The sequence below is a fragment of the Planococcus sp. SE5232 genome, assembly GCF_050686535.1.
Taxonomy (GTDB): Bacteria; Bacillota; Bacilli; order Bacillales_A; family Planococcaceae; genus Planococcus.
Window position 1 is genome coordinate 79,912 of record NZ_JBOGCP010000002.1, and the last position, 24,162, is coordinate 104,073.

Annotated in this window: 22 protein-coding genes and 1 pseudogene; 11 read left to right on the top strand and 12 right to left on the bottom strand. The window is 44.4% G+C overall.

Translation table 11 applies throughout. The features are described from left to right. The first annotated feature begins 144 nt into the window (after positions 1-144). The 3 genes from ACRC6Q_RS09200 to ACRC6Q_RS09210 all read left to right on the top strand — a co-directional run bounded on the left by ACRC6Q_RS09200 (position 145) and on the right by ACRC6Q_RS09210 (position 2,628). Positions 145-780 carry a hypothetical protein gene (locus ACRC6Q_RS09200; RefSeq protein WP_431466367.1) on the top strand — a complete coding sequence of 212 codons (636 nt, stop codon included), beginning with the start codon at positions 145-147 and terminating at the stop codon, positions 778-780. A gap of 149 nt (positions 781-929) precedes the next feature. Continuing rightward, complete coding sequence (locus tag ACRC6Q_RS09205; protein WP_223639342.1) at positions 930-1,253, top strand: ArsR/SmtB family transcription factor; 324 nt, start codon at positions 930-932, stop codon at positions 1,251-1,253. Positions 1,254-1,395: 142 nt separating this feature from the next. After that, positions 1,396-2,628, top strand: a complete 1,233-nt coding sequence (locus tag ACRC6Q_RS09210) for an MFS transporter (RefSeq protein WP_431466368.1) — start codon at positions 1,396-1,398, stop codon at positions 2,626-2,628. Between the two features lie 763 nt (positions 2,629-3,391). Here the strand turns inward: ACRC6Q_RS09210 and ACRC6Q_RS09215 are convergent. Further along, positions 3,392-3,778, bottom strand: a complete 387-nt coding sequence (locus ACRC6Q_RS09215) for a VOC family protein (protein ID WP_431466369.1) — start codon at positions 3,776-3,778, stop codon at positions 3,392-3,394. 309 nt (positions 3,779-4,087) lie between these two features. On the opposite strand from ACRC6Q_RS09215, the gene ACRC6Q_RS09220 reads away from it, so the two are divergent. From ACRC6Q_RS09220 to ACRC6Q_RS09230, 3 genes are all read left to right on the top strand, one after another. Next, positions 4,088-4,633, top strand: a complete 546-nt coding sequence (locus ACRC6Q_RS09220) for a GNAT family N-acetyltransferase (RefSeq protein ID WP_223639345.1) — start codon at positions 4,088-4,090, stop codon at positions 4,631-4,633. Between the two features lie 165 nt (positions 4,634-4,798). Beyond that, entirely contained in the window at positions 4,799-5,605 is an 807-nt protein-coding gene (locus ACRC6Q_RS09225; RefSeq protein WP_431466370.1) for a helix-turn-helix domain-containing protein, read from the top strand. A 174-nt stretch (positions 5,606-5,779) separates the two neighbouring features. After that, positions 5,780-7,879, top strand: coding sequence for a sensor domain-containing protein (locus tag ACRC6Q_RS09230; protein ID WP_431466371.1), 2,100 nt, complete (start codon positions 5,780-5,782; stop codon positions 7,877-7,879). Between the two features lie 95 nt (positions 7,880-7,974). Here ACRC6Q_RS09230 and ACRC6Q_RS09235 read toward each other — a convergent pair whose 3' ends face one another. The 9 genes from ACRC6Q_RS09235 to ACRC6Q_RS09275 form a co-directional block, all read right to left on the bottom strand. Beyond that, positions 7,975-9,576, bottom strand: a complete 1,602-nt coding sequence (locus ACRC6Q_RS09235) for a pyruvate oxidase (protein WP_431466372.1) — start codon at positions 9,574-9,576, stop codon at positions 7,975-7,977. 132 nt (positions 9,577-9,708) lie between these two features. Continuing rightward, complete coding sequence (locus ACRC6Q_RS09240) at positions 9,709-9,978, bottom strand: hypothetical protein (RefSeq protein ID WP_431466373.1); 270 nt, start codon at positions 9,976-9,978, stop codon at positions 9,709-9,711. Positions 9,979-10,026: 48 nt separating this feature from the next. Next, a complete protein-coding gene (locus ACRC6Q_RS09245) occupies positions 10,027-11,388 on the bottom strand; it encodes a phenylacetate--CoA ligase family protein (RefSeq protein WP_431466374.1) in 1,362 nt (453 codons plus the stop codon). Positions 11,389-11,476: 88 nt separating this feature from the next. Further along, entirely contained in the window at positions 11,477-12,229 is a 753-nt protein-coding gene (locus ACRC6Q_RS09250) for a TerC family protein (RefSeq protein WP_431466375.1), read from the bottom strand. A gap of 455 nt (positions 12,230-12,684) precedes the next feature. After that, positions 12,685-13,746, bottom strand: a complete 1,062-nt coding sequence (locus ACRC6Q_RS09255; protein WP_431466376.1) for a fatty acid desaturase family protein — start codon at positions 13,744-13,746, stop codon at positions 12,685-12,687. Positions 13,747-14,676: 930 nt separating this feature from the next. Continuing rightward, positions 14,677-14,961 (bottom strand): hypothetical protein, encoded by a 285-nt coding sequence (locus ACRC6Q_RS09260; protein WP_431466377.1) that lies wholly within the window; start codon positions 14,959-14,961, stop codon positions 14,677-14,679. Between the two features lie 473 nt (positions 14,962-15,434). Then, on the bottom strand, positions 15,435-15,860 hold the full coding sequence (locus ACRC6Q_RS09265; RefSeq protein ID WP_431466378.1) for an OsmC family protein: 426 nt from the start codon (positions 15,858-15,860) through the stop codon (positions 15,435-15,437). 176 nt (positions 15,861-16,036) lie between these two features. After that, positions 16,037-16,762 carry a signal peptidase I gene (lepB, locus tag ACRC6Q_RS09270; protein WP_431466379.1) on the bottom strand — a complete coding sequence of 242 codons (726 nt, stop codon included), beginning with the start codon at positions 16,760-16,762 and terminating at the stop codon, positions 16,037-16,039. A 279-nt stretch (positions 16,763-17,041) separates the two neighbouring features. Continuing rightward, complete coding sequence (locus tag ACRC6Q_RS09275; protein ID WP_431466380.1) at positions 17,042-17,626, bottom strand: hypothetical protein; 585 nt, start codon at positions 17,624-17,626, stop codon at positions 17,042-17,044. Positions 17,627-17,794: 168 nt separating this feature from the next. Between ACRC6Q_RS09275 and ACRC6Q_RS09280 the strand changes: the two genes are divergently transcribed. From ACRC6Q_RS09280 to yyaC, 3 genes are all read left to right on the top strand, one after another. After that, positions 17,795-18,061, top strand: a complete 267-nt coding sequence (locus ACRC6Q_RS09280; RefSeq protein WP_223638846.1) for a hypothetical protein — start codon at positions 17,795-17,797, stop codon at positions 18,059-18,061. 384 nt (positions 18,062-18,445) lie between these two features. Then, positions 18,446-18,637: a hypothetical protein gene (locus ACRC6Q_RS09285; protein WP_431466381.1), complete on the top strand. Its 192-nt coding sequence runs from the start codon at positions 18,446-18,448 to the stop codon at positions 18,635-18,637. 48 nt (positions 18,638-18,685) lie between these two features. Then, positions 18,686-19,276, top strand: a complete 591-nt coding sequence (gene yyaC, locus ACRC6Q_RS09290; RefSeq protein WP_431466382.1) for a spore protease YyaC — start codon at positions 18,686-18,688, stop codon at positions 19,274-19,276. Between the two features lie 40 nt (positions 19,277-19,316). On the opposite strand, the pseudogene ACRC6Q_RS09295 reads toward yyaC, so the two are convergent. Next, a pseudogene (locus ACRC6Q_RS09295) lies at positions 19,317-20,625 on the bottom strand (CitMHS family transporter). 182 nt (positions 20,626-20,807) lie between these two features. Then, positions 20,808-21,671 carry a LysR family transcriptional regulator gene (locus ACRC6Q_RS09300; RefSeq protein WP_223638858.1) on the bottom strand — a complete coding sequence of 288 codons (864 nt, stop codon included), beginning with the start codon at positions 21,669-21,671 and terminating at the stop codon, positions 20,808-20,810. A gap of 130 nt (positions 21,672-21,801) precedes the next feature. Here ACRC6Q_RS09300 and ACRC6Q_RS09305 point away from each other — a divergent pair, with 130 nt between their 5' ends. Together ACRC6Q_RS09305 and ACRC6Q_RS09310 are read left to right on the top strand one after the other, a co-directional pair. Continuing rightward, positions 21,802-22,929, top strand: coding sequence for a 2-methylaconitate cis-trans isomerase PrpF family protein (locus tag ACRC6Q_RS09305; RefSeq protein ID WP_223638861.1), 1,128 nt, complete (start codon positions 21,802-21,804; stop codon positions 22,927-22,929). 544 nt (positions 22,930-23,473) lie between these two features. Further along, a complete protein-coding gene (locus tag ACRC6Q_RS09310) occupies positions 23,474-23,929 on the top strand; it encodes a GNAT family N-acetyltransferase (protein ID WP_431466383.1) in 456 nt (151 codons plus the stop codon). The last annotated feature ends 233 nt before the right edge of the window (positions 23,930-24,162 follow it).

Below are 24,162 nucleotides of genomic sequence, written 5' to 3' on the forward strand. Positions count from 1 at the left end.
TCTGATACAAAAGGAGAGAAAATCTCTTTAACAGTAAAAACATGTAAATTAACTGTAAGGAAATTGAAACCGTTTTCCGTTTTATTCGTATTACTACTTAGCAAACAGTCAACACCTTTTACTGACTATAGAAGGAGGGATTTTATGTATTATTTTAAGGACAACGAACATGCATCGATGAAAAAAACTGTTGGTCTAGTGTTTTTTATTTTCGCCAGTTTGTTGATTGCGGGTTGTTCAGCCAATGGCACATCGGAAGGCGGCGGGACAGAAGCCGAAGAATCGGTTGATAAAAATGAACAAGCGATCCGGACTGTTATTGAAAAGGAATTCAATGGTCCAGATGAGAAGTACAATGAATTATGGGATGCAATGGGGGAAGCTCAGGTTTCAGAAAAATATGTTGATGATTATGATGCCTTTCTGGAATCAAGGGAATACCAAGACCTCATGAGCTATATGGAAGAAACTTATGCATCCTATTTTACAGAGAACGGCTATGAGACCTTCAAAAATACATCCGCCTTTATGTATTCTGGATTTGATCATGATTATAACTTAACTCCTTCTGCCATTGAAATTGTTCAAAATGAAAATGAAGCAACGCTATATGACATTACTTTCCAAGTAGCATACACAGATGAAGACGGGGAATCCAGTCAATTCAATTTTGAAGGAGAAGCAATCACGCCTGAAGAAGGAAAAATCGGGAAGATCGAATACTTGGATGGCTATGAGGACGGACTGCGTCAAGCGCTGGTAAACGATGAAGAAAAGTAGAGAACTATGGAACGCTTGTGAAAACCAACTACATGCAGAAAAGAGAAACAGCCACAAATTTGAGTGGCTTTTTTTGATGCGTATAGGAGGATGGTGTCTCCGGCACTCATTGATTGACATATCGAACAAATTCGATATACAATACGTTCATGGATAATTTAAATGAATTAGAGGTATTTAAAGCTTTGTCGAATAAGACCCGTCTGGATATCTTGAAATGGCTGAAAGAACCTGAAAAAAACTTCCCGAAACAACAGGCGCATTTGCCGAAGGAGGTCAGCATCAAAGGTGGGGTTTGTGTTGGGGACATACAGGATAAAGTGAATTTATCCCAATCCACAGTTTCGCATTATCTGTCGCTCATGCAAAAGGCAGGACTCTTGGAAGCAGTCAGATATGGGCAATGGACGTATTACAGACGGAACGAAGAGACCTTAGCTAAAATTGCAGAATTCGTGAAACAGGAGATTTGATTCCGAATTGGAGGCAAATCTCTGTCAGTTTTATATATCGATTTTTCTAGATATATCTATATTTTAAATTCCAAACTTTTGTGAAAGAAGAGTAGGGGAATCCGCACGATAAATAAAAACAGAAGTTGGAGTGAACCGTTTTATGGCTGCACATGTACGTGAAGATCTATTAACGACGAAACAAAAAATATTAGCATTTACCTTAACTTTATTGACCTTTGTGATGGGAACCAGCGAGTTTGTCATCGTCGGGTTATTAACCGAGGTTTCAAGCGATTTGAATATTACACTGGCTACAGCAGGTTCGTTGATTTCAGGATTCGCCATCGCTTATGCAATTGGAACCCCCTTATTGACAGCTTACGTCAGCCGTTTCCCGAAATATCCGTTGATGCTCTTATTCATTTCGATTTTCATCATCGGCAATGTCATCAGTGCATTGTCGGGTTCTTATGAACTGCTGATCTTATCACGTGTTTTAACAGCTGTTGTCAGCGGAGTGTTGATCGCTTTATCGATGAGTATTGCGAGTGATACCATGCCGGAAGCCAAAAAAGGGGCGATCATCGCCCTTATTTTCGCCGGCTTCACCATCGCCAATGTGCTGGGCGTGCCTTTAGGGACGTTCATCGGACAACTCGGCAACTGGCAGCTGACGTTCTGGTTCACAGCGCTCTTGGGTGTTATTAGTTTGATTATCAGCATATTCATCATTCCGAAACATTTGCCGGTCGAGAAAGCATCCGCCAAAGAGCAATTGAAATTATTGACCAACCCGCGGATGGTGTTGGCGTTCTTTATTCCGACGTTCGCCATTGCAGGAACTTACACGGTTTATACGTATATCACCCCGATCTTGGAAGAAGGGCTGGGAATCCAGACAAAATACATCAGCATCATTCTTTTGGGCTATGGGGCGTTTTCCATCCTCAGCAATGTATTGGCAGGAAAAATTGCCAGCCATAACGGCATCAGCAAGCTGCGCTTTGTGTTTATCGCACAGGCCATCATCTTAGGGTCGCTGTTCTTCACGATGCAATCGACCATAGCCGGGCTCGTCAGCATCATGTTGATGGCGGTCATGATCTACGTCATGAATGCGACGATTCAATTATACTTGATGAACCTGGCAGCCGTTTATTTTCCGGCTGCGAAGGATTTCGCTTCTTCACTCACACCTGTAGCCGTGAATATCGGCATCGCACTGGGAGCGACACTTGGCGGATACGTCGTCGCAAACGGCAGCTTGGTCCACTTATCGTGGGTCGGCGGACTGTGTGCGCTGATCGCATCCGGTTTGGCATTCGTGAGTTATCGTTTAGACCAAAAAGAAGAGACGGTGACCAAACCTGCATACCAAGGTTCGAACCTATAATTCTTAAACACTCAGCGGTTAGCTGGGTGTTTTTTTGTGCGTTTTCAATAACTTGGAGCGTTCTAAGCAGAATCTATCATTCAATGTAGCTTACGTGATATAAGAGTGAGACGTTTTTTGGAGAAGGAACGATTGGTTATTCTGTGAAGGACGAATTGCAGCAAGTTCTAGAGATTAATAGTGAATAGCGCCGTACAGTTAATGATGGATTGGATGAGCATTTGCTAACGATAAAGATGTTTTTAAAGGAGCTGATGAGCGATGCCAGGCAAGCAAGCTTAACTAGCACTGAATGTTTTTTAATCGATGAATTTTGAAACGACAGCGCGTCTAAGATATATTAGTGGATGCAGTAAGTTTTAAGAGATGATAACGAACGTGAAAACAGCGAAGATGGAAGGAGAGCCGACAGCAAAAGGCCTCTTTGCTTAAAATTTAATTTAAGTAGACATAATATAAATTATCGGAAGTAAAGTCTCATTAAATAAGTATGCTTAAGACAGTGAGACGAAACCGATTTTTTCGGTATTTTTGGCGGTTTTGACTCATTTTCCGGTTTTCCGTTTATGGTCTGTTTTTTCGTCCGGTTTATCTAAATCTCATCTTTACTCTAAACTTATAGCATCTGCTTGCTGAAGAATTTTTCTAACGACAGGAAAACTCTTCAGCAAGTTTTGTTTTACAAATCCAATCGCAATCCCGTAAACACAATTCGTATCGATCATGAGCCGAGTTTACGGTTCCTGACGCACAATCCGCTTCACTACATCACCAGCAAATTCCACCGGTGTCCGTCCAGATCCGCAAATCCTGCGCCGTACAATCCATCTTGCTCTGACGGTTCGGCAAACACGAATCCGCCTGCTTGTTTCACTTTGCTGATCGTCTCATCAAGTTCTTCTCTAGTACCTACTGAGATTGAAAACAATGCTTCTGTCGACTGATTGGTATCTGCCAACTCATTGAGTGAAAATCGTTTAAATCGCTCCTCCAAAACCAGCATAACGTGAACTTGGTGATTACCTACGACCATTCCGATCATTTGGTTGTTTTCTTGTCCCTGGTTCATGATCTCAATGCCGATATTGCTGAAAAACTCACTGGATTTACGCAGTTCTTTAACGGGTAAATTGATCCAAAGCTCTTTCACGGCATTTCACCTTCTTTCTGTGCATGGATTCGAGTGTTTCTTGGCAAAACCACTGTCTGATTCCCTCCTTTGCTCCATTATTTACTTAGAGTTTAGCTTAATTTTTAGAATATTCATATCCAAAAACCCTCTATTTCCGGCAAAATGAAGACCAAATCCCCTCCTGAAGTTGCTGATTTCGCTTCTCCCGTACTTACAGCCCAGCTTTGAAACCATTTCTTGTTTCCAACGTATGTAATTCATGGGACGCGTTCTAAGCTCAATAAACCATGCAACAGCCACTACTCTGGAAGTTAAGGAGAATTGATGATGAAAAACAACGCAAGAGTCTATTTAAGAGCGATCGAAGATGAAGACATGGAAAGCATTTACCGCTCTTGCCAAGACGAAGAAACCTTGTATATGACAGGCACCCGCACTTCTTTTACACTCGACAGCATCCGGGAAAGCCATCAGCAGTTCAGCCAAGATCCAAGCCGTTATGACTTTGCGATATGTTCAACGGCGACCCACGAAATTATCGGGGATCTGGCCATCCTGGACATTGACCCGGACAATCACAAAGCCGGCTTTAGAATAGCGCTGCACAGCCGAAATAACTGGAACAAAGGCTTTGGCACTGAAGCAACGCAACTTGCCCTGGCTTTCGCTTTCGAGGACCTCCAGCTAAACCGCCTGGAATTAGAAGTGTACTCGCATAACGTCCGTGGCATCAAAGCGTATGAAAAAGCAGGATTTAAACAAGAAGGAACTTTAAGGCAGTCCCTTTACCTGAACAATAGCTATTCCGACGAAATCCTGATGGCCATGCTCCGGGAGGATTACTGCAGCCAACTACATGCAGGCGTCCGGTAGAAACATAAATAATCTTGTTCCCTGTTCTCTGTACGGGCCTGCAGAGGCCATTTCTTATCGATTCTTGTATTTATCCTCTCTTTTTTATCGAAATTTCCCGGTATTATACAGAATTTCTTATTAATTCTTGTTAAACTAGAAGGAAAGCAGAAATGAGCGATTCTTTTGACTGAAACGATCCATTCCACCTCAGAAAACTTTTTATTCCATTCTATCCAGCGTTTTGTAATTCCGCACGGTGAGCCCAGCCATCAGCCGCTCCACCGCCACCCTGACACGGCGGAATTGCTGCTGGTGACAGAAGGTTGTGTCCTCTGTAAAATCGGCACGCAATCCTATTCCCTCCCTTCCGGTACGGCTTTATTCGTGCCTTCGGGGTCCTGGCATGATCTGGAGTATCCCGCTGCACCAAAGCAAAGGGGATACCGGCTGTCGTTTACTCCGCCTCATTTAAAACCCGCTCTCATGGCTGATGTGCCGCAAGTGATCCAGGTTGACGACCTTGCCGGAATAATACCGCTGTTTGTACGGCTCCAGCAGGAAAACGCTCAGCCGCATCCAGACTCCAGGATCACGCATCACTTGGTCGGATTGATTTTAGCGCTGTTAGAACGGTCCACAGACACGCGAAACTCCATTGATGGTGAAAAAACGATCCGACTGGTTAAGATTTATATGGAAGAACACCATTGCCGCTCCCTGTCGCTCGACGACCTTGCCGCACAGTTCACCATGAACAAGTACCAGCTGGCGCGCTTCTTCAAACAGCATACCGGCATGAGTCCGCTCCAATACCTCATCACCTGCCGTATCCATACGGCAAAACAACTGCTTGCCACAACTGAAACAGCTGTAGCATCTATCGGTTCACGTGTCGGCTACAAAAGTGCTACCCAGTTCCAGACAGCCTTCAAGAAAGCGGTCGGCACCACCCCCAGGCTTTACCGGCTCGACTCTACGAAAGAAAGTTAAAGTCAAACTAACCATATTTTATTTGTTAAATTAAAAAATAAATGGAAGTTGTTTGAAGGATACGTTATCATACATAACAAGCAGTCATATTATTGCACAGAACGACAGAAAGTTAGCTGTCAGGCTTCACTAGCTGTAAAACAGTATTTGTTCAACTCAATGGAGGTTCAACTTATGGAATACGATAAAAACAATCTAAAATCCTCCAGTATTGAAAAAATGTCTTTGTCCAACGACTTGCTGTATAAAGATCTCTTTGATGGTATGGTCCACCAAGCACCTATCAGCATGTATATAGTAAGAGGCTTGTCTTTTTCCTACGTCAATCAGCATTTCTGTGAATTGATCGGCTATAGCGAAGAAGAGCTGTTGAACACCAACATCACACCCAATACCCTCATCCATCCGGAAGATTTGGCGATTATCCAGGCACGGATGCTGAATAGCGATAACTTGGAAACCTATGCTCGGTACCGTGTCCGGTTCTTCAGAAGTGATGGCCAGTTGCGCCATATTGAAATACATTCGACTAAAAGGCAATGGCAAAATGAAACCATTTTGTGTGGGACCGTTATTGATGTCACAGCCGAAGTCACAGCCAATCTTTTGGTAAAAGAAAACGAAGACCGGCTGAACTCCCTATTCGTCCACAATCCGGATGCAGTCTTCACTTTCGATCTGGAGGGGAATTTTAAGACGGCCAATCCGGCATGTGAAACCTTATCCGGCTATTCAATCTCAGAGATCCTTCAGTTGACGTTCAGCCCGATGATCGTTTCAGAAGACCTGCCCACTGCCCTGCTTCATTTTCGTAACGCCCTGAGCGGCATTACAGAAACCTATGACGTCGCCATCATCCGAAAAGACGGGAAAAAGCGGAATCTGCTGGTGACCAATTTTCCGATGAAGGCAAACGGCGACATCATCGGCGCGTACGGCATTGCCAAAGACATCACCGATGAACTCTACTATAAAAACCTGATGGAAGAACTGGCATTTTTTGATCCGTTGACCCGGCTGCCCAATCGCAAATTATTCGAAGACCGGGTCAAACAGGCGATTGAAAGCACTCCTGGCGAAAAACGCCAACCTGCCGTGCTTTCTTTGAACTTGGATCGCTTTAAATTCATCAATGATTCGTTCGGCCACCAGTTCGGCGATGAATTTTTAAAAGGGATCGCACAGCGGCTGTTGGACAGTGTTAATGGATGTGATACCGTGGGAAGGTTTGCGGGCGATGAATTTGCGGTGCTGCTGCCGAATCTCGATCAACAGGAAGTTTTCCGATTGGCGGAACAGCTCCATGAATCGCTGGCGAAGCCATTTGAAGCACTCGGCCATGCCGTCGCCATCTCGGCAAGCGTCGGCATCGCGTTCAGCATAGGGCCGGAAGAAACCTCCAATGCACTCATCAAAAAAGCGGACGCCGCCATGTACTACACAAAAAAATACAAGACCAATCAGTACACGGTCTATTCAGAAGAACTGGATCATCAATCTGCATACCGGCTGACCATCGAACGAGAGTTGAAATCGGCCCTCACAAAACAGGAAATGGTGCTGCATTACCAGCCCATCATCCAGTTGAAGAGCGGCAAGCTGAGTGCGATGGAAGCCTTGATCCGTTGGAACCACCCGGAATTGGGCTTGGTGCCGCCGGATATCTTTATCCCGGTAACCGAAGAAACGGGACAAATCGTCTCCATCGGCCGCTGGGTGCTCCACACTGCCTGCATCCAGAACAAAGCCTGGCAGGACGAAGGCTACCCGCCCATTAAAATCTGCGTCAACATATCCACGATTCAGCTTCAGCAGCCGAATTTCGTCCAGACGGTAAAAGCGATACTAGAAGAAACTGGATTGGATGCCAAGTGGCTGGAACTGGAAGTGACCGAAAGCATTTTACTGGTAGACACGGACTTGCTCAAATGCAGCTTGAACAGCTTGAAAGAGCTCGGCGTTTCCATGTCCATTGATGATTTCGGCACCGGCTACACGTCCCTCGGCTACTTGCGTCAGTTTTCCTTTGACCGGGTAAAGATCGACCGCAGCTTTGTCGAAGACATCAGCAAAAATTTGAATGGCAAAGCCATCACCGCCACCATCATTTCCTTAGCGCATCAATTGAACATGAGTGTCGTAGCGGAAGGCATTGAAGAACAAACCCAATTGGCTTTCCTGCAAGGGGAAAATTGCGATGAAGGCCAAGGCTATTATTTCGGCCGTCCCCTGCCGGCAGAATTGCATAATCTCTCCACTCTATTCAATCAATGAATAACCTAAAAAGCGGCCGGTTTTTTCTACCGGCCGCTTTTTGCGTTGTTCTGTTTTATTTTTATAATCAGTAGAGATGAAACCTGCCTTCATCATTAAGAAGGCGGTGCACTGTCTTCCACAAAAGCGTCGATGACCACCGGTTTGCGGCTCGCCTTGGCTTTTGCCAGCGCATCCCGCAGCTCAGTTCTTGTCTTCGCAGTATAGCCTTCCCCTCCGCAGGCATGGGCAAATGCCGCAAAGTCGATGTTCGCCAGATTGGTCTGTGTCGCCTGATTGCCCATTTCTTCCTGTTCGTGTTCAATGAGCTGAATTTTTTGGTTGTTGAAGATGACTAGAATCATCGGCAAGTCGTATTTGACTGCCGTGACAAAGTCTTGCATGCCCATCGAAAAGCCCCCATCGCCGAGCAGGGACACGACTTGCTTGTCGGGATACGCCAGCTTCCCGGCAATCGCCCCCGGCAACCCGCAGCCCATGGTCGCAAGCCATGCCGACACGACGAGCTGCTGCTGGGTCAATTGCAGGTAGCGCGCTGCCCACAGCGTTACACTGCCGACGTCGAGTGACACCACCGCGTCGCGCTCCAAAATGGACTGCACTTCCGCAATGACGTGCTGCGGCTGCAGCTGGTCCGTTTCCTGCGCCATATCCTTTTGGAGGGTTTCGTGCCACTGTGCACGTTTTTCCTGATACTTCAAGAGGAAAGCGTCTTCTTTCTCCCCTAAATGGCCGGTCAGCCAGGCAGCAGCAGGCGCCAGTTCCCCGACCAGTCCCACCAGCACCGGGTAATACTTGCCGATGACTTTCGGATCGACATCGATTTGAATGGCCGGTGCGTCGTCAGGCAAATACTCCCGGTACGGAAACGCGGTGCCCGCCAGTATCAACAGATCCGCTTCTTTCATGGCTTCTTCAGCTGGATCGGTGCCGAGCTGCCCCAATTGGCCCAAGTTATGTGGATGGTCGTCTGGAATAATGCCTTTCGCCGGAAAAGAGGCGATCACGGGCGCTTTCAGCTTTTCTGCAAACGCCAGAACTTCCGAGGTGCCGCCGGCTGCGCCTTTGCCGGCCAAAATGACCGGTTTTTTCGCGGCCTGCAGCAACTTCAACGCGTCCTGCAGGTCTTCTTCATGCGCCCGGATGTTCGGTGCGGCATAGGCAGGTGAAGTCAGTTCTTTATCGCGCTTGATTTGGGTGCCGAACAGATCATCCGAGACGATCAGCACCGCCGGCCCTTTTTCGGCATAAGCCGTCCGGATGGCCTGATTCAGCATGTCGGGCAACTGTTCCGCCGTTTGGACGCGGCGGTTGTAGACGGCAACTTCCTCAAACAGCGACTCCATCTTCAGTTCCTGGAAGCTGTCCGTTCCAACCAGCTCGCTGCTGACCTGCCCGACGATCGCCAGGACGGGTGTCTTGTCTTTTTGTGCATCATACAAGCCATTTTGAAGATGCACCGCTCCAGGACCCGCAATCGACAAACAGACGCCGATCTTGCCGGTCAATTTCGAATAGGCGGACGCTGCAAGCGCTCCGGTTTCTTCGTGGCGGATTTGAATAAAGCGGATCACTTCATCTTTTCGCAGCTCTTCCATGAATTCATTGATGGAGTCGCCCGGCATCCCGTAGATATGGTCCACTTTCCATTCTTTCAGCAGTTCAACGACATAACTTCCAGCTGTCCTGTCAAACATGGACATCCCTCACTTTCAAAAAGTTAGGCATAAGCCCTTATCTCTTGCTCATACCTCCAGCCGGTGAGTGTTAAACGTTTGGCAATAAAAAAAGAGCCCATTGCCGCAGGCAGCGGCAAAAAAGCTCTGTTCTTAGCTGGAATCCTTCTTATAATCCCGGTAAAACCGTTCTTCCCGCCTTTTATCGACCCAGCTCCAGATAGAATAGATGACTGCCGCAATACCGACGACCAGCAATGAGGCATAAAATACGAAGTCGAAATCCATCTCCCGGACCACGACTTCGTCGACGCCGGACAAATTCAACTGGCTGTAAGTGATGCTTTCATAGCCGATCCACCAAAATGCCAAAGGCAAGCCGGCCAACAGCCCACCGATCAATGAACCCAAAAATTTTCTCATGAACCTTTTCCCCCTTTTCAGCAGTCAACCGATCTCTTGGCATTTCGGTTACCCTGTTCTTTCAGGCGGCTGCGCCGGATAAGCGTAGATATGCTTGAATTTCCCGCTGCCCGGATGAGCTTGGGGCGCTTTCCCAGACAGCGCGATGTCCACGTGGATGCCTTGACCCTCAAAGAACGCCTGCAGCTTGTGTTGCGCTTCCCTAAACGCATGGTCCGGGTGTTGTGCCTGCAGCCGGAGTTCAAGCGTATCTTCCCTGCGCTGGATCAGCTGAAAGCGGTCGATCGATTCGATGTCGGCCATTACAGACTGCAAGGCAAGCGGCGCTACTTTGCGGCCACCTGAAAAGCTCAGGATTTCATCTGTGCGCCCTTCCAGTTCGATCCAGCGGCTTGGTTTGCCGCACGGACAAGGCTCGCTGTAGACGGTCGCCCGGTCAGTCACGGCGTAGCGGATAAACGGCTGCGTGTAATTGAACAAATTGGTGATCAGCAATTGCTCCGCTTGAACGCCGTCAGCCACTGGACGGAAGTCCCCATCCACCGCTTCGACGATCAGCCAGTCTTCATTAAGGTGATAACGCCCTTCCCGGCATTCACAAGCGATCGTTCCGGCTTCTGTGCAGGCATAAGTCGACTGGACCGTGCAGCCGAACGCCTCTCTGAGCTCTGTCCGTAATTCGCTGCTTAGATGTTCACCGCCCGCCATGATCAGCACCGGTGAAATGGCGAGCTTCCCGCTCCGCTTATAGGGCAAAAGCAGTTCCAATGCCGTAGGGTAGCCGCCGAGGAGCGCCGGCTGAAAAGCATTCAGCTGGTTGACGATTTTATCGGTGTCTTGCCGCACATCGATGATGACCTGGTTTTTCTTCCAGGGCATGCGCCGCTGGTTATAACGCACCGTCCCGTTGCCGAGGTAAAAGCCGCCATCGACGAACAGACCCGCTGTGCGTTTGCCGCTTCTAAGAAACGCCTGTAAATCTTCCCGTTTGGCGACAGCGCGCAGTACCGCGATTGCCGACACGACATTCATCGTGGTCTTGTCATACAGGACAATGGCTGGATGTCCCGTAGAACCGGAGGTGGTGTTGACCAGGTAGCGGCCGTTCAGCTTCCGCCCGATGTTGTCCGGATTTTCCATAAACCGCTCCACATCCTGTTTCGAGATGGAGCGGTCGGTGAGCCAGCCATCAAAGTTCGCCATCAGTTCCTTCTTCTGGGTGACGGGCAAATCGGACAAGCGGAGCGGCCCGTCGACATGTGAAAGTTTCCTCTGGAAATACGGGCTGCGTCTAGCATGTTGCACGAGACGCGCAAGGCGCTTTTGCTGGAGCGCTTCCAGCTGTTTCCGGTTTAGCTTCCGCGCGCGGTGCGTCAGGCGAAGTGCGGTGAGAAGTCCCATCCCTTTCATGCCGGTTTCTCCTTTCGGAAGGTCGGATTTGTTGCTACCAGTTTACCATGCGGCGCCTTCTGCGGCAGCAACACATTAAAAAACTCATTTACTGCGCAGCATCATTGTGCTTTTTCCCGGTCCATGCACCGACCGCCACTATGCCGATCATGACTGTCCAGAAAACCACCGTCCACGGCAGTGAATGGGGGAAATCATGCGGCAGCAAGCCGATCTTTTCGTGGGACAGAGTCAACACACCCAGTTTCACACCGACCCAGCCGACCACAATGAAGGCGGCGGTTTCCAGCGTCGGATACCGCTCCAACAACTGGACAAATTTATGGGCCGCAAAGCGCATAATCACCACACCGATCAATCCCCCAGCAATCATGACGGAAAATTGCCCGCCGTTGATGCTGCCAATGGAAAACGCTCCCCAATGCGGCAGCGTCATGGCCAGTGCGACCGCCGCAAGCATCGAGTCCACCGCAAATGCGATGTCCGCAACTTCAATCTTCAATACGGTGGTCCAGAAACCAGAATGGCTTTTGTGCCCACTTTCCAAGACGACGTGGTGTTTCCGCTGGTCGTGGAGGTGCTTCGCCGCGATGAAGATCAGGTAAAACGCACCGAGCGCCTGGATCTGCCAAATGTTGACCAGCAAAGTAATCGCGAAAAGAGCCAGAAACCGGAACAGAAACGCCACCGACAATCCGTAGAACAAGGCTTTTTTCTGCTGCGGTTTCGGCAAATGCTTGACCATAACCGCCATCACAACCGCATTGTCAGCAGCAAGCAAGCCTTCAAGGCCCACCAGCACCAAAAGAATCCATGCATACTGCAGCACTAACACATCCATCGCCATTCTCCTCCTTCTTGAAATCAAACAAAAAAGACCCATGCCTAATTAATTAGGCAAAGGTCTCGCTGAGCATTCGTATCTGCCATCACAACCGATGATGACGCATCATCATGTCCTGACGATTGTGAAAGAGGTGTTCCTCCAGCTACTCCCCCTTGTCTGCGGGGAATTCATATAGGTGGTACCTGTTTAAACCTGTGGCTTTTTTTCCGTGAGACGGAACTCTTTGTTGGCGTTCAGCTCTTTAATCAGTTTATACCACCATTATGATGCTTATTAAACAGAAAAACAGCGTTTTCGAAAGAAAAATTAAGTGATGAACGGCGCCCATATGCCATATGAAATTTGAAAGACCCATAACCTCTTAGCTGAGGTTACGGGTCTTCCGATCTTCATTTTATACACCCTCTGGGGATATTCCCGCCCCTTGGAACTTCAGGTGTACGCACTCTTTAAATCCCGCCATTTACGGACCTTGCCTTAACCGCTTCAGGATCCAGGCCATTTCCGAGTGAGCCATAGACGAGCTCCGCCTGAGGATCAATCAATTCTTTCCCATTGTAATAAACCCTCGGCGTTTTCCATAATGCTTTTAAAGCACTCGACATCGGCATCTCGTGATAAAGACCGGGCCAGTTATCCTTTATTTTTTCTTTCACTAACGGATAATACTTCGAGCTCATACTTGGAAAGATGTGATGCTCTGTGTGGTATGAAAAATTAAAATGCAACACGTCAATCCATTTAGGAACCGTCACCGATAAGGTGTTTGCCAGTGGATCATTTACAGGGACGTGTGGATTCAATCGATGATTCGTCGAGATATACCCCATCACGATGGCATTCGCAATCAAATGCGGAATCAAGAAGATAAATACCCAATTGCTTATTCCTACAAAGAAGATCAAGCCTGTCCAAACAATCCAAGGAATTAAAAACTGGATCCAGACAGCAACCCGTTTTTCAGGCTGAAACTCTTTGACGTAATTGAAGAACATTCTCGTAGAGTGCAGCGTGAATAGGAAGCACAACGAGAAAAACTCCAGAAATGCACGTACTGAAAAAGGCAATCGATAAATAAGTTTCAGCGCAGGCTTTCGGTCCAATTCGTCTTTTGTCATCCAGGTATCCGGATCTTTTTCTTCATTTTGCGTATGGACATGATGGGTCATGTTATGCCATTTACGCCATAGTCTTGGACCGGTAAGCAGGGGGAAAAAGAAAACAGCCCCTAATAAATTACGCAACCCGGCTTTTTTCACTACTGTTCCGTGTAAGATTTCATGTCCTAAGAATCCCATGGCAGCGAAACTTGTACCAATGACAAACGAAATGGCGATGTTTGCAAGAAACGGTAAATCATATAGTCCAATCGCCAACATTCCAGCGATGGTAATGATCAAGTAAGCGAGCCCGCCGAGTAGACGCCCTGGTACCGGTTTAAACGCTGGTTTGGGCAGGTGCGGCGATACTTTAGACGCGTACCAGCCAAATGAGTGGTATTCTTTATTCATTCTTTTGCCTCCAATTACTATGCTGTTACTTCTTCTCCGATGACTAGGTATAACCAAAAACTGGGGCAGTTCGAAATAATTGCGAAAGAAACAATGATTGAACGTATAAACAATCCTCATTACAGAGTCGTTCTGTACATCCAAGCTTCTTTCTATGCTTCACTATAAAGGTTACTCTTGCAAATTCATAACCTTTTCTTTATTAATTTATCGAAAAAAGCTTCAGGCAGAGTGATCGCCTGAAGCTTTTTTCCTCCATTCATGCGAACTTTTGAGCTTACTGCAAACAAAAAGTGCTCTACCGCAAACAACTTCGCCTATACCGCAAACAAACGGCTTTATTGTGCAAACAAACACGCGTATTGCGCAAGCAACGCGATTCTTCCGGAAGTTTTATGTGTGGGCGCATGATAATTGAAATATTGCAGTCGGCTCCACCCGGATGGAGCCGGTCTTTTTCTTGGTCACGCCATTCGAAAAGCTCTTGCATTTCGAATGGACTCATTTATAACATCTACTTTTTAAAAAATGAATATTTGCATAATTCCAACATGGTCGATGCTTACTGCATTTACATAGAACAAGTAACTCGACCAAAGCCATATAGTAAACTATTATTTTCTCCTTAAGCTTAAGAATCCCAAGTAACATAATAAAACAATACTTAAAAGCATTGCATAAAACCAAATGGAGAGATACCAGGTATACTGCAATTCTAACCAAAAACTCATGCCGCCTCGATTTGGCGGTAAAGTGGAATAAGTTGCAACTTCAAGACAAAACGCAAAAAGAAAGAACAGAAATAATAGAAAGACTATCATCATTGTCGGTCTAATATTCATAGATACAATCCCTTCCATAAATGAAATGAACCCCGAATGATTGACGCTTAAAAAAGTGATTCTATTTACGGGTTCAGTTCACAAGCAATTACTTCCTATTTTTCATCTCTAAAAGTATAGGCGTTATATTCAACAAAATCGATAGAATCGTCAAAACCCATAGCGCTGCTGCCATCGTCGGCACTACATCCAATAAGGCAGACCAATCTTCCGCCTTTACCCAAGAGGCCACCATACTGTAATCTGCAACTACTATTAATACCGTAAATGACAATCCCATTGCCATGGCCAACTTATAATCTTTGCCTGTTGCGTACAGACAAAGATTTATACAAGTGGCAATTATGGCGATAAGACCGAATATAAACCACATAAATACGCCTCCACTAACTTTATTTGAGATGACTATTGACCAAAACACTTAAAGGAATAGTCGTGCCTTATTTATACTTAATTTCAATAGAGAAAAAGTTGTATATTCTATAACAACGATACACATTTACAAAAGTTTCCAAAGACGAACTTTTAGTTCGATTTAGATCTAATAGTATGCGGATCTTGCCAAACTCCTAATTCATGCCTCGCGATTGTTTGTGTGCCAGGCACACAAACAATTTCTACAGAGCTTTCTGGCTTATTCGCCGCTTATCGATTCAGCAATAATACCCATGAATAAAAGCACTTCAATTTCATTTTCTTCGATCGGGATGAAAACCTTGGTGAATGCCCGCAGGTTCAATTCCTGACTTCAAAGGGTTTTTATAACCTATTATTGTTTGCTGGCTGCCTTATGTGTTATAAATTTATTTCCTTCAGTTTCTCAACACCCAGGCACAACTGAATAATTCAACTCACAACCTTACTAGCTGCTCCATTCAAAACATATTTGTATTCAACCGAAGCATTGAGCGAATGAACCACGGTGCAATACGTTTCGCTTGATAACTTGATCGCCCGCACGACCTTGTCTTCTGGCAACTCGCCTTTAATATGATAAGTGATGGCTATATCGGTAAAACGCTTAGGGTGCTCTGATGCACGATCCCCTTCAATATCTATGAAGAATTCATCGATTACCAGTCGCATTTTATTTAATACATAGACGATGTCCATTCCGGTACAAACAGCAGCGGCGTGCAAAAGCACTTCTGGAGGCCGTGCCCCTTGATTTGAACCGCCACTTTCAGTGCCGGCATCCAACAATACCATATGGCCGGATTCTGTCATGCCACTAAACACCATCCCGCCTTGCCAATTTAAAACAGCTTTCATGAAGACCACTCTCCTTTTCATGCAGGATTGGGCTTATTCACTTAAAGTCCCGTTTGTCTAATTAGCTGCCATCAACTTAGAATAAACTAAGGCAATTAGCAGAGTTAATAAACAAAGAAGTTAGTTAGAGTGAAAAAATACCTCCAGATGACGGCATTCATTTATTCTTTATTAACCTACTTTTTTGAATATCCTAAAACCTTACCTTCAATTGCTTCCAGCGGTAATTCTCCGAAGTCCTTACTATCTGTTCCTCTCCACCATTGATCTACTAAGACAAAAACTGCTTCGCTTGATACTTTTACAGGTTCCATTGAGGTATTGAAATACTCTTCTTTGGCATCCAGATTCACCCAAGTTATGAATTCTGTTTTAGAAACTTCTTCATCTGTTGTCCAAGTTCCTTCTTCAATGTTTTGCTCTGCCATTTCAAAAAAGTCAGCCTTGCTGAGCCCTCTATCTGTTGCAACCCCATAAAACGTATCAAGTTTTTTATCGTCCACATAAACCTGACCCTCACGAATTTCCACAGTTTCACCTGGTAAACCTACTACTCTGGCAATAGAGTGTTCAGGTAATTGCGGATTTTTATTAATAGCAGATTCAGGTGTTTTGTAATACACCACATCTCCGCGGTTAACTTTTTGGTACCCCATTTCAACTACTAAACTGCTGTGAATAAGGGTGTCATAATCGTGATTTCCGCGATCCATAGTGTCTGAGCTCCACTCGACTAACCTGGTGTTCTCTTTAGCTTCAACCAATTCAATATGTTTAGTTTGATTGTCAGTCAAAACTTCAGATTCAGGAATTGCTGTTGCTTTATTTACCTCTTTTGTGCTTTCTCCCATTGAACAACCGCTCAAAAATAGAACGATTCCTATCAACACTGACTTTTTCACCGCCACCCTCCTCCTTTAAATCATTATACCCAAATTTCCAAATTTACCTTAAAATAAACCGAATTTTCTGTTTATAATTATTGCGAACTTTAAATTCATAGCAGTTTTTACTAATTCATTTTAAGTAGTAGCCTATGCTAGATCCTCTCCCTAAAAACACCTTGATAAATACCAAAATATTCACTCCAACCTTTCGAACTGAATATAACGGCTCTTTTGAAAAAAAAGAAGAGGCACCCGATTCACGAGCCTCTTCATCCATGACCAACGCTTCTCTCCTTAGTCATTTTCTGCTGAAAATTCTTTGTTATCCATCTCGATAGGTTCCTTTTTTTCATTCAGAAAGAAAACCTTGTTTTCCACATCTACTTGAGAAGTGGATCTTGAAGTGATGAACCACACCTTCACCTCTGATAGATCAGTGTCCGATAAAACGTCTTCAACTCCATATACAGGAGACGCGTTGTCTTTTCGGACTGTGCTACCATGCGCTGTATATGCAACTTTCTCATTTTTGATCAGTCCGAATGTAACTTCTAAATACCAAGGGCCTATTGCATAAGGAATTTCATTCTCTAAGTCCGAGCGATAGATATTCAAAGGAGTGGGAATGACTTCAAAGTCTTTATATAAGTTGAATAGGCGCTCCACTTCCATAAAAGCAATTGCCATATCTCCATTTTCTTCAATGAGAAGCACTAGATCATTCATCGGCAAATTCAGGACATGACCATCTGTCTGCTGCCTTAGTTCTTCCAAAGCGCTTTCGGGTGTCTTATGGTAGTTTTCATGTAAATAGGAAGCTGCAGCTCCTAAACATAAGAGAAACAGACAAACCAGTACAAAAAGAAAGATTTTCTTCATAAACTTCCTCCTTAACTGCTTGTCTTAAACAGCCGGCTAACCGAAATGCTGATAACGCTATTAATTAAGGGATTAGCGGATGTGTAAATGCAAACTACTGAAGATTAGAAATAGTTTAAGTTATCAAAATATGTTAAAATAAGTTAATTGATGAGAAGGAGGGATATTTTGTTTGAGGTGTTTGTAAAAAAAGTTAATTCTGAGATTGTGATTAGATGGCTATTAACAAAGATCACAATTCCACTAGCTGATATTTTAGCAGTTGCCACGGATGATACTTATGCTGGAAAAGAAAAAAAGGCAATAAGAATTGGAATGCCCTATGGCACAACTGATCGAGTCGTTATCCTCACAAAGGAAAATACTTATATTTTATTTACAACCAACTATTTAGCGATACAAAAAAAACTAGACTCGTACATCAATTCAATTTAATAAATGGACGATTAAAAACTGGTTGCGTTTTCGCGCATTCGGTTTTTTGCTTTCCGATTGCTCGTTTAACTTATGACAGAAGGTAAGAGTTTTAATCAGAAGTTTCCTCCCCTACTTCTACTTTACTGCACTTATTTCTTTCACTTTAAACAATTTTTTGTTGAACATAGGCCACTTCATTCAACTTTGCTTTAAATAAACCATCATTTTTTTATGCATTCGTAAAAATACACTTCTATTGACTTGCTCCGACAACCCTCTCTACTTTAAATCCATGCAGTTTCCTCTCATTTCAAGGAGAACATATGAAATTCACTTCATTCTGCGTCCTCTTCAAATGTACTGATTAAACTCTTCGCAGATATCCTCTATCAATTTATCCGCTTGGGAGTTTCCAGTAATTATGCCCGCTTCATCCTGCCCGATGTGCTCAAGGAATTTTCCGAGAAATACAGCAACATCCAGTTCAAGGTCTTTACAGGCTGGAGCGACGAAGTGCTGAAAGAAATAGAACAGGACAAAGCTTCTGGAAATAGAAGCTCTTTCCTATCAATCGGAGTGGTTCTAAAGCTATAATGAGGGCATGCTCACCATGACAAATACAATCGAAGGTGGTATGAATCCATGCATACTTTTCGGAAATATAAAAATTCACATTTACAAGTTCCGGTCAAGTCACCCTTACATTTCAATGGACAAACTGGAAATGAAGAGATGGCAGTGCTGAGTGAAAAGCTGAAGAAAATTTTTGTGGAAGCGAAACAGCAACAGCGCGAGGTGGTTTTCTTGTGCATCGGATCGGACCGTTATATCGGGGATTCACTCGGTCCGTTAATCGGCAGCATGATGCTGGAAAATGGAATTTCCCACCCTGTTTACGGCACCTTGGAAGAACCGGTTCATGCATTTAATTTGAAGATCGTCTTAAAAGACATCTATAAGAAAAGTGACAATCCGTTGCTGATCAGCATTGACGCCAGTCTGGGGAAAAAAGAACAAGTAGGCGATGTGCTATTCAACGAGGGGCCTTTAGTTCCTGGAAAAGCCCTTGAAAAAATGCTTCCGGCAGTAGGCGACTATCACTTCCAAGGCATCGTCAATTACCTCGATCCGTTTCCCAGTTCCCAGTTCCTGAATGATACCCGCCTCCATACGGTCATGAAACTGGCAAAGCTGATTACGCAGATTATTTTAGACAGCGACAAAGAAAAATAAAAAAGGGATTCCGCCATTCATGGCGGAATCCCTTTTTGGTTTAAATCGCTCCTGTAATAAATGCCACCGCAATGATGGTGATACAGCAAATAAAGGCCCATTTATATGCAAACTTCTGCAGTTCGCCGATGTCCTTTTGCACCATGCCGGCAACCAGAAGCGTGGAAGCGACAAGCGGGCTCAGGAAGTGAATCGGCTGGCCCAAAACAGATGCTCGGGCAATTTCCAATGGACTGACGCCATAAGCAGCTCCCGCCTCTGCCAAAATCGGCAAGACGCCGAAATAGTAGGCATCGTTTGAAAGCGCAAACGTAAATGGCATGCTGGTAATCGCCACTACCAACGGATAAAACGAACCGACTGAAGCCGGAATAATGGAAATCAACGAATTGGAGATGGCGTCGACCATCTGAGTTCCGGAAAAGATGCCCGAGAAAATGCCGGCTGCAAAAACAAGAACGACTACGGTAATCGCATTTCCGGCATGAGCCAAAATCCGTTCTTTTTGAAGAGCTAAATTAGGATAGTTGATGGTAGCTGCCAAGACAAAACCGATTAGGAAACTGATTGGTGCCGGCAATAAGCCCATCACCAAAATCGTCATAATGGCCACGGCCAAGATCAAGTTGAACCAGATCAGTTTCGGCCGTTTCAAGTCGTTTTCCACAGCCTGAGTAGCGGCTACCTGAAGCATGCTTTCTGAGGCTGCGGGAATCTTTTCCACTGTGATGATGCCAAGTCGGACCCGTTCTTTTTTGCCCATCAGATAAGCCACGCCCAAAATACTGAGCATCCCTGCCAGCATCGTCGGCAGTATCGGAATAAAGAATTCGTTGGCATCCAGCCCAAGCGATGCAATGGCCCGTGTTGCCGGTCCGCCCCACGGCGTCATGCCGCTGACGATACTTACAGATAAAATAGAGATTGTCGCTAAAACCAACGGATTCATCTTTAAACGCAGATAAAGCGCCAGCATCGCTGAAATGGTGATCATATGAGTAGTCGTTCCGTCGCCATCCAAAGACGCAATCATTGCAATGACGGCTGTACCCAGTGCAATTTTTACCGGATCCCCTTTGACAACTTTCAAGACTTTGTTGATCAACGGATCAAACAAGCCGGCATCGATCAAAATTCCAAAGAACAAAATCGCGAATAACAGCAATGCCGCGGAAGGAGCAACTTGCTTCAATCCCTCCATCATCATATCCCCTAGCCCCGACCAAAAACCTCCGATTAAAGCAAAGAAAATTGGAACCACTACCAACGCCGCCACCGGCGACATCTTTTTCGCCATAATCAGGATACGTAAATGCAACAACCATTGACACCCCTAAAAATGTAAGAATAAGAATTCCCCCTTTGAATGTATTCGCTTACAAATAATATAAATCTGCTAAGATTCCCGATTACTTAACAAATTGAATTAGTTATAAGAATATTCCATCTATTAAAATAAGTAAAATAGATAAATTTTATTAGAAATGAATAAAAAAACTTATAACCTATTGTCTGTCTAATCGGTCAACTTTCAAAAAGAGGGGTGGGCATCAAGAAAGTCGATGAATGTTCGCACCGTCGATAATTTTAAAAACTCCTGGTTGTACATTAGCCAAGTATCCCGGGTCACCGGTTCTCCATTCTCGTAAAACAAGGGATATTTGTAGAGCTCATCTGAAGGGCGAAGACAAATCTCCGGCAAAATGGCGATTCCAAGATCATTTTTCACCATTTCTTTGCACGTTTCCTGCCTGTCGGTTTCCATTGTAATCATCGGAGGTTCAATATAACGATTATGCCACCATTTGCTGATGATATCTTTTAACGAACTGTCTGTTTTGTAATTGATAAAGGGCAGTTCCGGCACTTCCTCCAGATTTACTTCTTTTTTAGAAATCAAAAATAATTGTTCCGTCTGCAGCAAAGTCTTCGATCCCGTCCAATTGTAATCGCCGCGCAGAATTCCCAGATGAACGCCTGAGGAATTGAGAAGTCCCATTACGTCTGAACTCCATCCCGTGTTTACACTGAACTGGACGTTTGGATAAGTGGTCAAAAATTCCTTCAGCAACGGAGGCAATTTGTATTGAGCAAAATTACTTGAAACGCCTAAACGGATTGTGCCACGGATTTCCTGCTGCATATTTTGAAGATAATCTTTTGTATTTTGAAGCTTTGTAATCATTTCTTCCGCGTATTGAGCTAGATAAATCCCTTCTGAGGTCAGTTCAATCCCTTTTTTCGTTTTGAAAAAAAGTTTTGTTCCAACTTCTTTCTCCAGATTTTTTAAACGGTACGTTAAAGCTGGCTGTGAGATGTATAAACGTTCCGAGGACCGGCTAATATTTTTTTCTTCATATAGTATTTGCATGGCTTCCCAATCTTTTTCGTCCATTTCAATCACTCCAGTTAGGTTATAAGTTTTTTTGATAAGTTATTGTTCAAAATATCTATTTCACTTATGAACCAAATTACCATATTCTATTTTTAGAAGCAATAGAATTTTCAGAAAGGTGGTTCATCCGATGAGAGTACCAATTGCCGTGATGCGCGGTGGAACCAGTAAAGGAGTATTTATCAATTACGAGGAAATGCCTGAGGACCGTTTGCTTTGGGATAGCTTTTTATTGGATATTATGGGAAGCCCCGACCAGCGGCAAATTGATGGCCTAGGTGGAGGAAACTCCCTGACGAGCAAAGCAGCAATCATCAAAAAGTCGAAGATGAAGGATATCGATGTGGAGTATACCTTTGCACAAGTCAGTATTGAAAATCAGTTGGTTGATTTTAAAGGGAATTGCGGGAACATTTCTTCCGCAGTTGGTCCATATGCCATCGAGCAAGGATTGGTTGCAGCATCTGCCCCTATGACAGCCGTCAGAATCTTTAATACCAATACACAGAAAGTGATCATCGCTGAAGTCGAAGTGGAAAATGGGCGGGTGAAAACAGAAGGGCAATGCGAAATCCCTGGTGTTCCAGGGACCGGTTCCCCTATCTATTTATCCTTTACAGATGCGCAAGGCGCCGTCACTGGCAAGCTGTTCCCGACTGAAAATCCGATTGACCGGATTGAAACAAGAAACGGCCTGCTTGAAGTTTCCATTATTGACGTCGCCAACCCTCTGGTTTTTGTGAAAGCAGAAGATGTAGGGTTGACCGGGTCGGAATTGCCGCACGAGTTTACTGTGGAAAAACTAAGGGAATTAGAAGAAATCCGTTCAGCAGCAGCTGAAATGTGCTTATTTTCAACTAAAAAAGAAGCTACAGTGAAATCGCCCGCAGTGCCTAAACTTACGATAATCGCTCCTCCTGAAACCTATTTGGATGTTAATGGTGTTGAGCGGAAAGTAGATGAAATGGATTGTCGAATTCGAATGATGTCCATGCAAAAACCCCATCAGGCATTGGCAATCACGGGTGCTATTTGCACAACCGCGGGAGCCTTTTTAACAGATACCATTTTAAATGATGTTATCCAAGTCGAAAATACTGTGTTGCGCTTAGGCCATCCATCAGGGATCATTGAAACGAAAGTAGACTTAATTGCCGGCCATATCAGCAATATAAAAGTGGTGCGCACAGCTAGATTGATTTTAGAAGGATATGTTTATACGAAAAATAACTATGATTACAGAGAAGCTTTGGCCTGACAAAACATCTATCATTTTATTGAATCGTTCATCTATTCGTTTGAGAAATCAACCCAAATGGCAGCCATTTTTTAATAAGCGGCTGCCATTTGGGTTGATTTCATTTAAGGATTTCCCTCGTTCTTATTCTAATTACCGAAATCAAGTACTTCTGATAAACTCCTGAGAGGTAAAATAATTTTTTATAAAAACTTTTTTTCAGAATCTCTAAAACCAGTGTGTTACTGCACCTTATTATATGGAGAGAATTAGACAATTTTTTTCTAATAATCCTATAGTATCAAGCTTCTGAATGTACCTCTTTTCCTATTAAGTTGCATTCATAGTTAGTTTTCGGGGTATTTTGTTCCTTAAATGCTTAGGAAAGGTCAACGAGAAATGCTATAGTCAAAAGGGCCAGAAATTTCATTAAATCGGCCATAGGCTATTTGAGGAGGCGTTCATTATGACAAACAACATCACCGTTACCATCAATGAGTACAAGGGGATAACGCCTAATTAACGTTTCTATTTCGCATTCCCCGAAATTCGAAAGGGGAAAATGATGAATACAGAACATGTGAAAATCGTCGAATTAAACACAGAGAACTGGTATGACTGCTGTGAACTAGAGGTATCAGAAGAACAAAAGCAATACATGGAACCAAATGCCGTATCGATCGCTCAGTCAAAGTTTGAAACTAGCTTAAAACCTCATGCCATCTATACAGGCGATAAAATGGTTGGCTTTTTGATGTATAACTCTGTCCCAGAGGAACTTGACGGCTATTGGGTATACCGAATAATGGTAGACAAAGCCTTCCAAGGTAAAGGAATCGGCAAAGCTGCAACTAAATTGATGATTGCTGAGATGGCCAAATCACTGAACGCCACGAAAGTTGTGGTCGGCTATCATCCAGACAACTTGAACGCCCATAATTTATATGGGAGTTTGGGATTTGAGGACCATGGAGATCGGTTTGGCAAAGAAATGGCCGTAGTAAAACAGCTAATCGATTAATAAATTAAACTATATTTTAGTGAAAGGACCTTTTTTAAGGTCCTTTTTCTTTTATAAAAAATCAGTATTTCCTTTGTGCTGAATGAAATTTACTTAGTATTGAGTTACATTCAAATTCCTTTATACAATAAAAGAAACATTTACAGTTTCCCTTGTTTTATCCAGCTCACTATTCGATAAGAACCGAAAAAGTTTACTAGTAAAAGAAGGAGCAAAATAAATATCCAAATCCC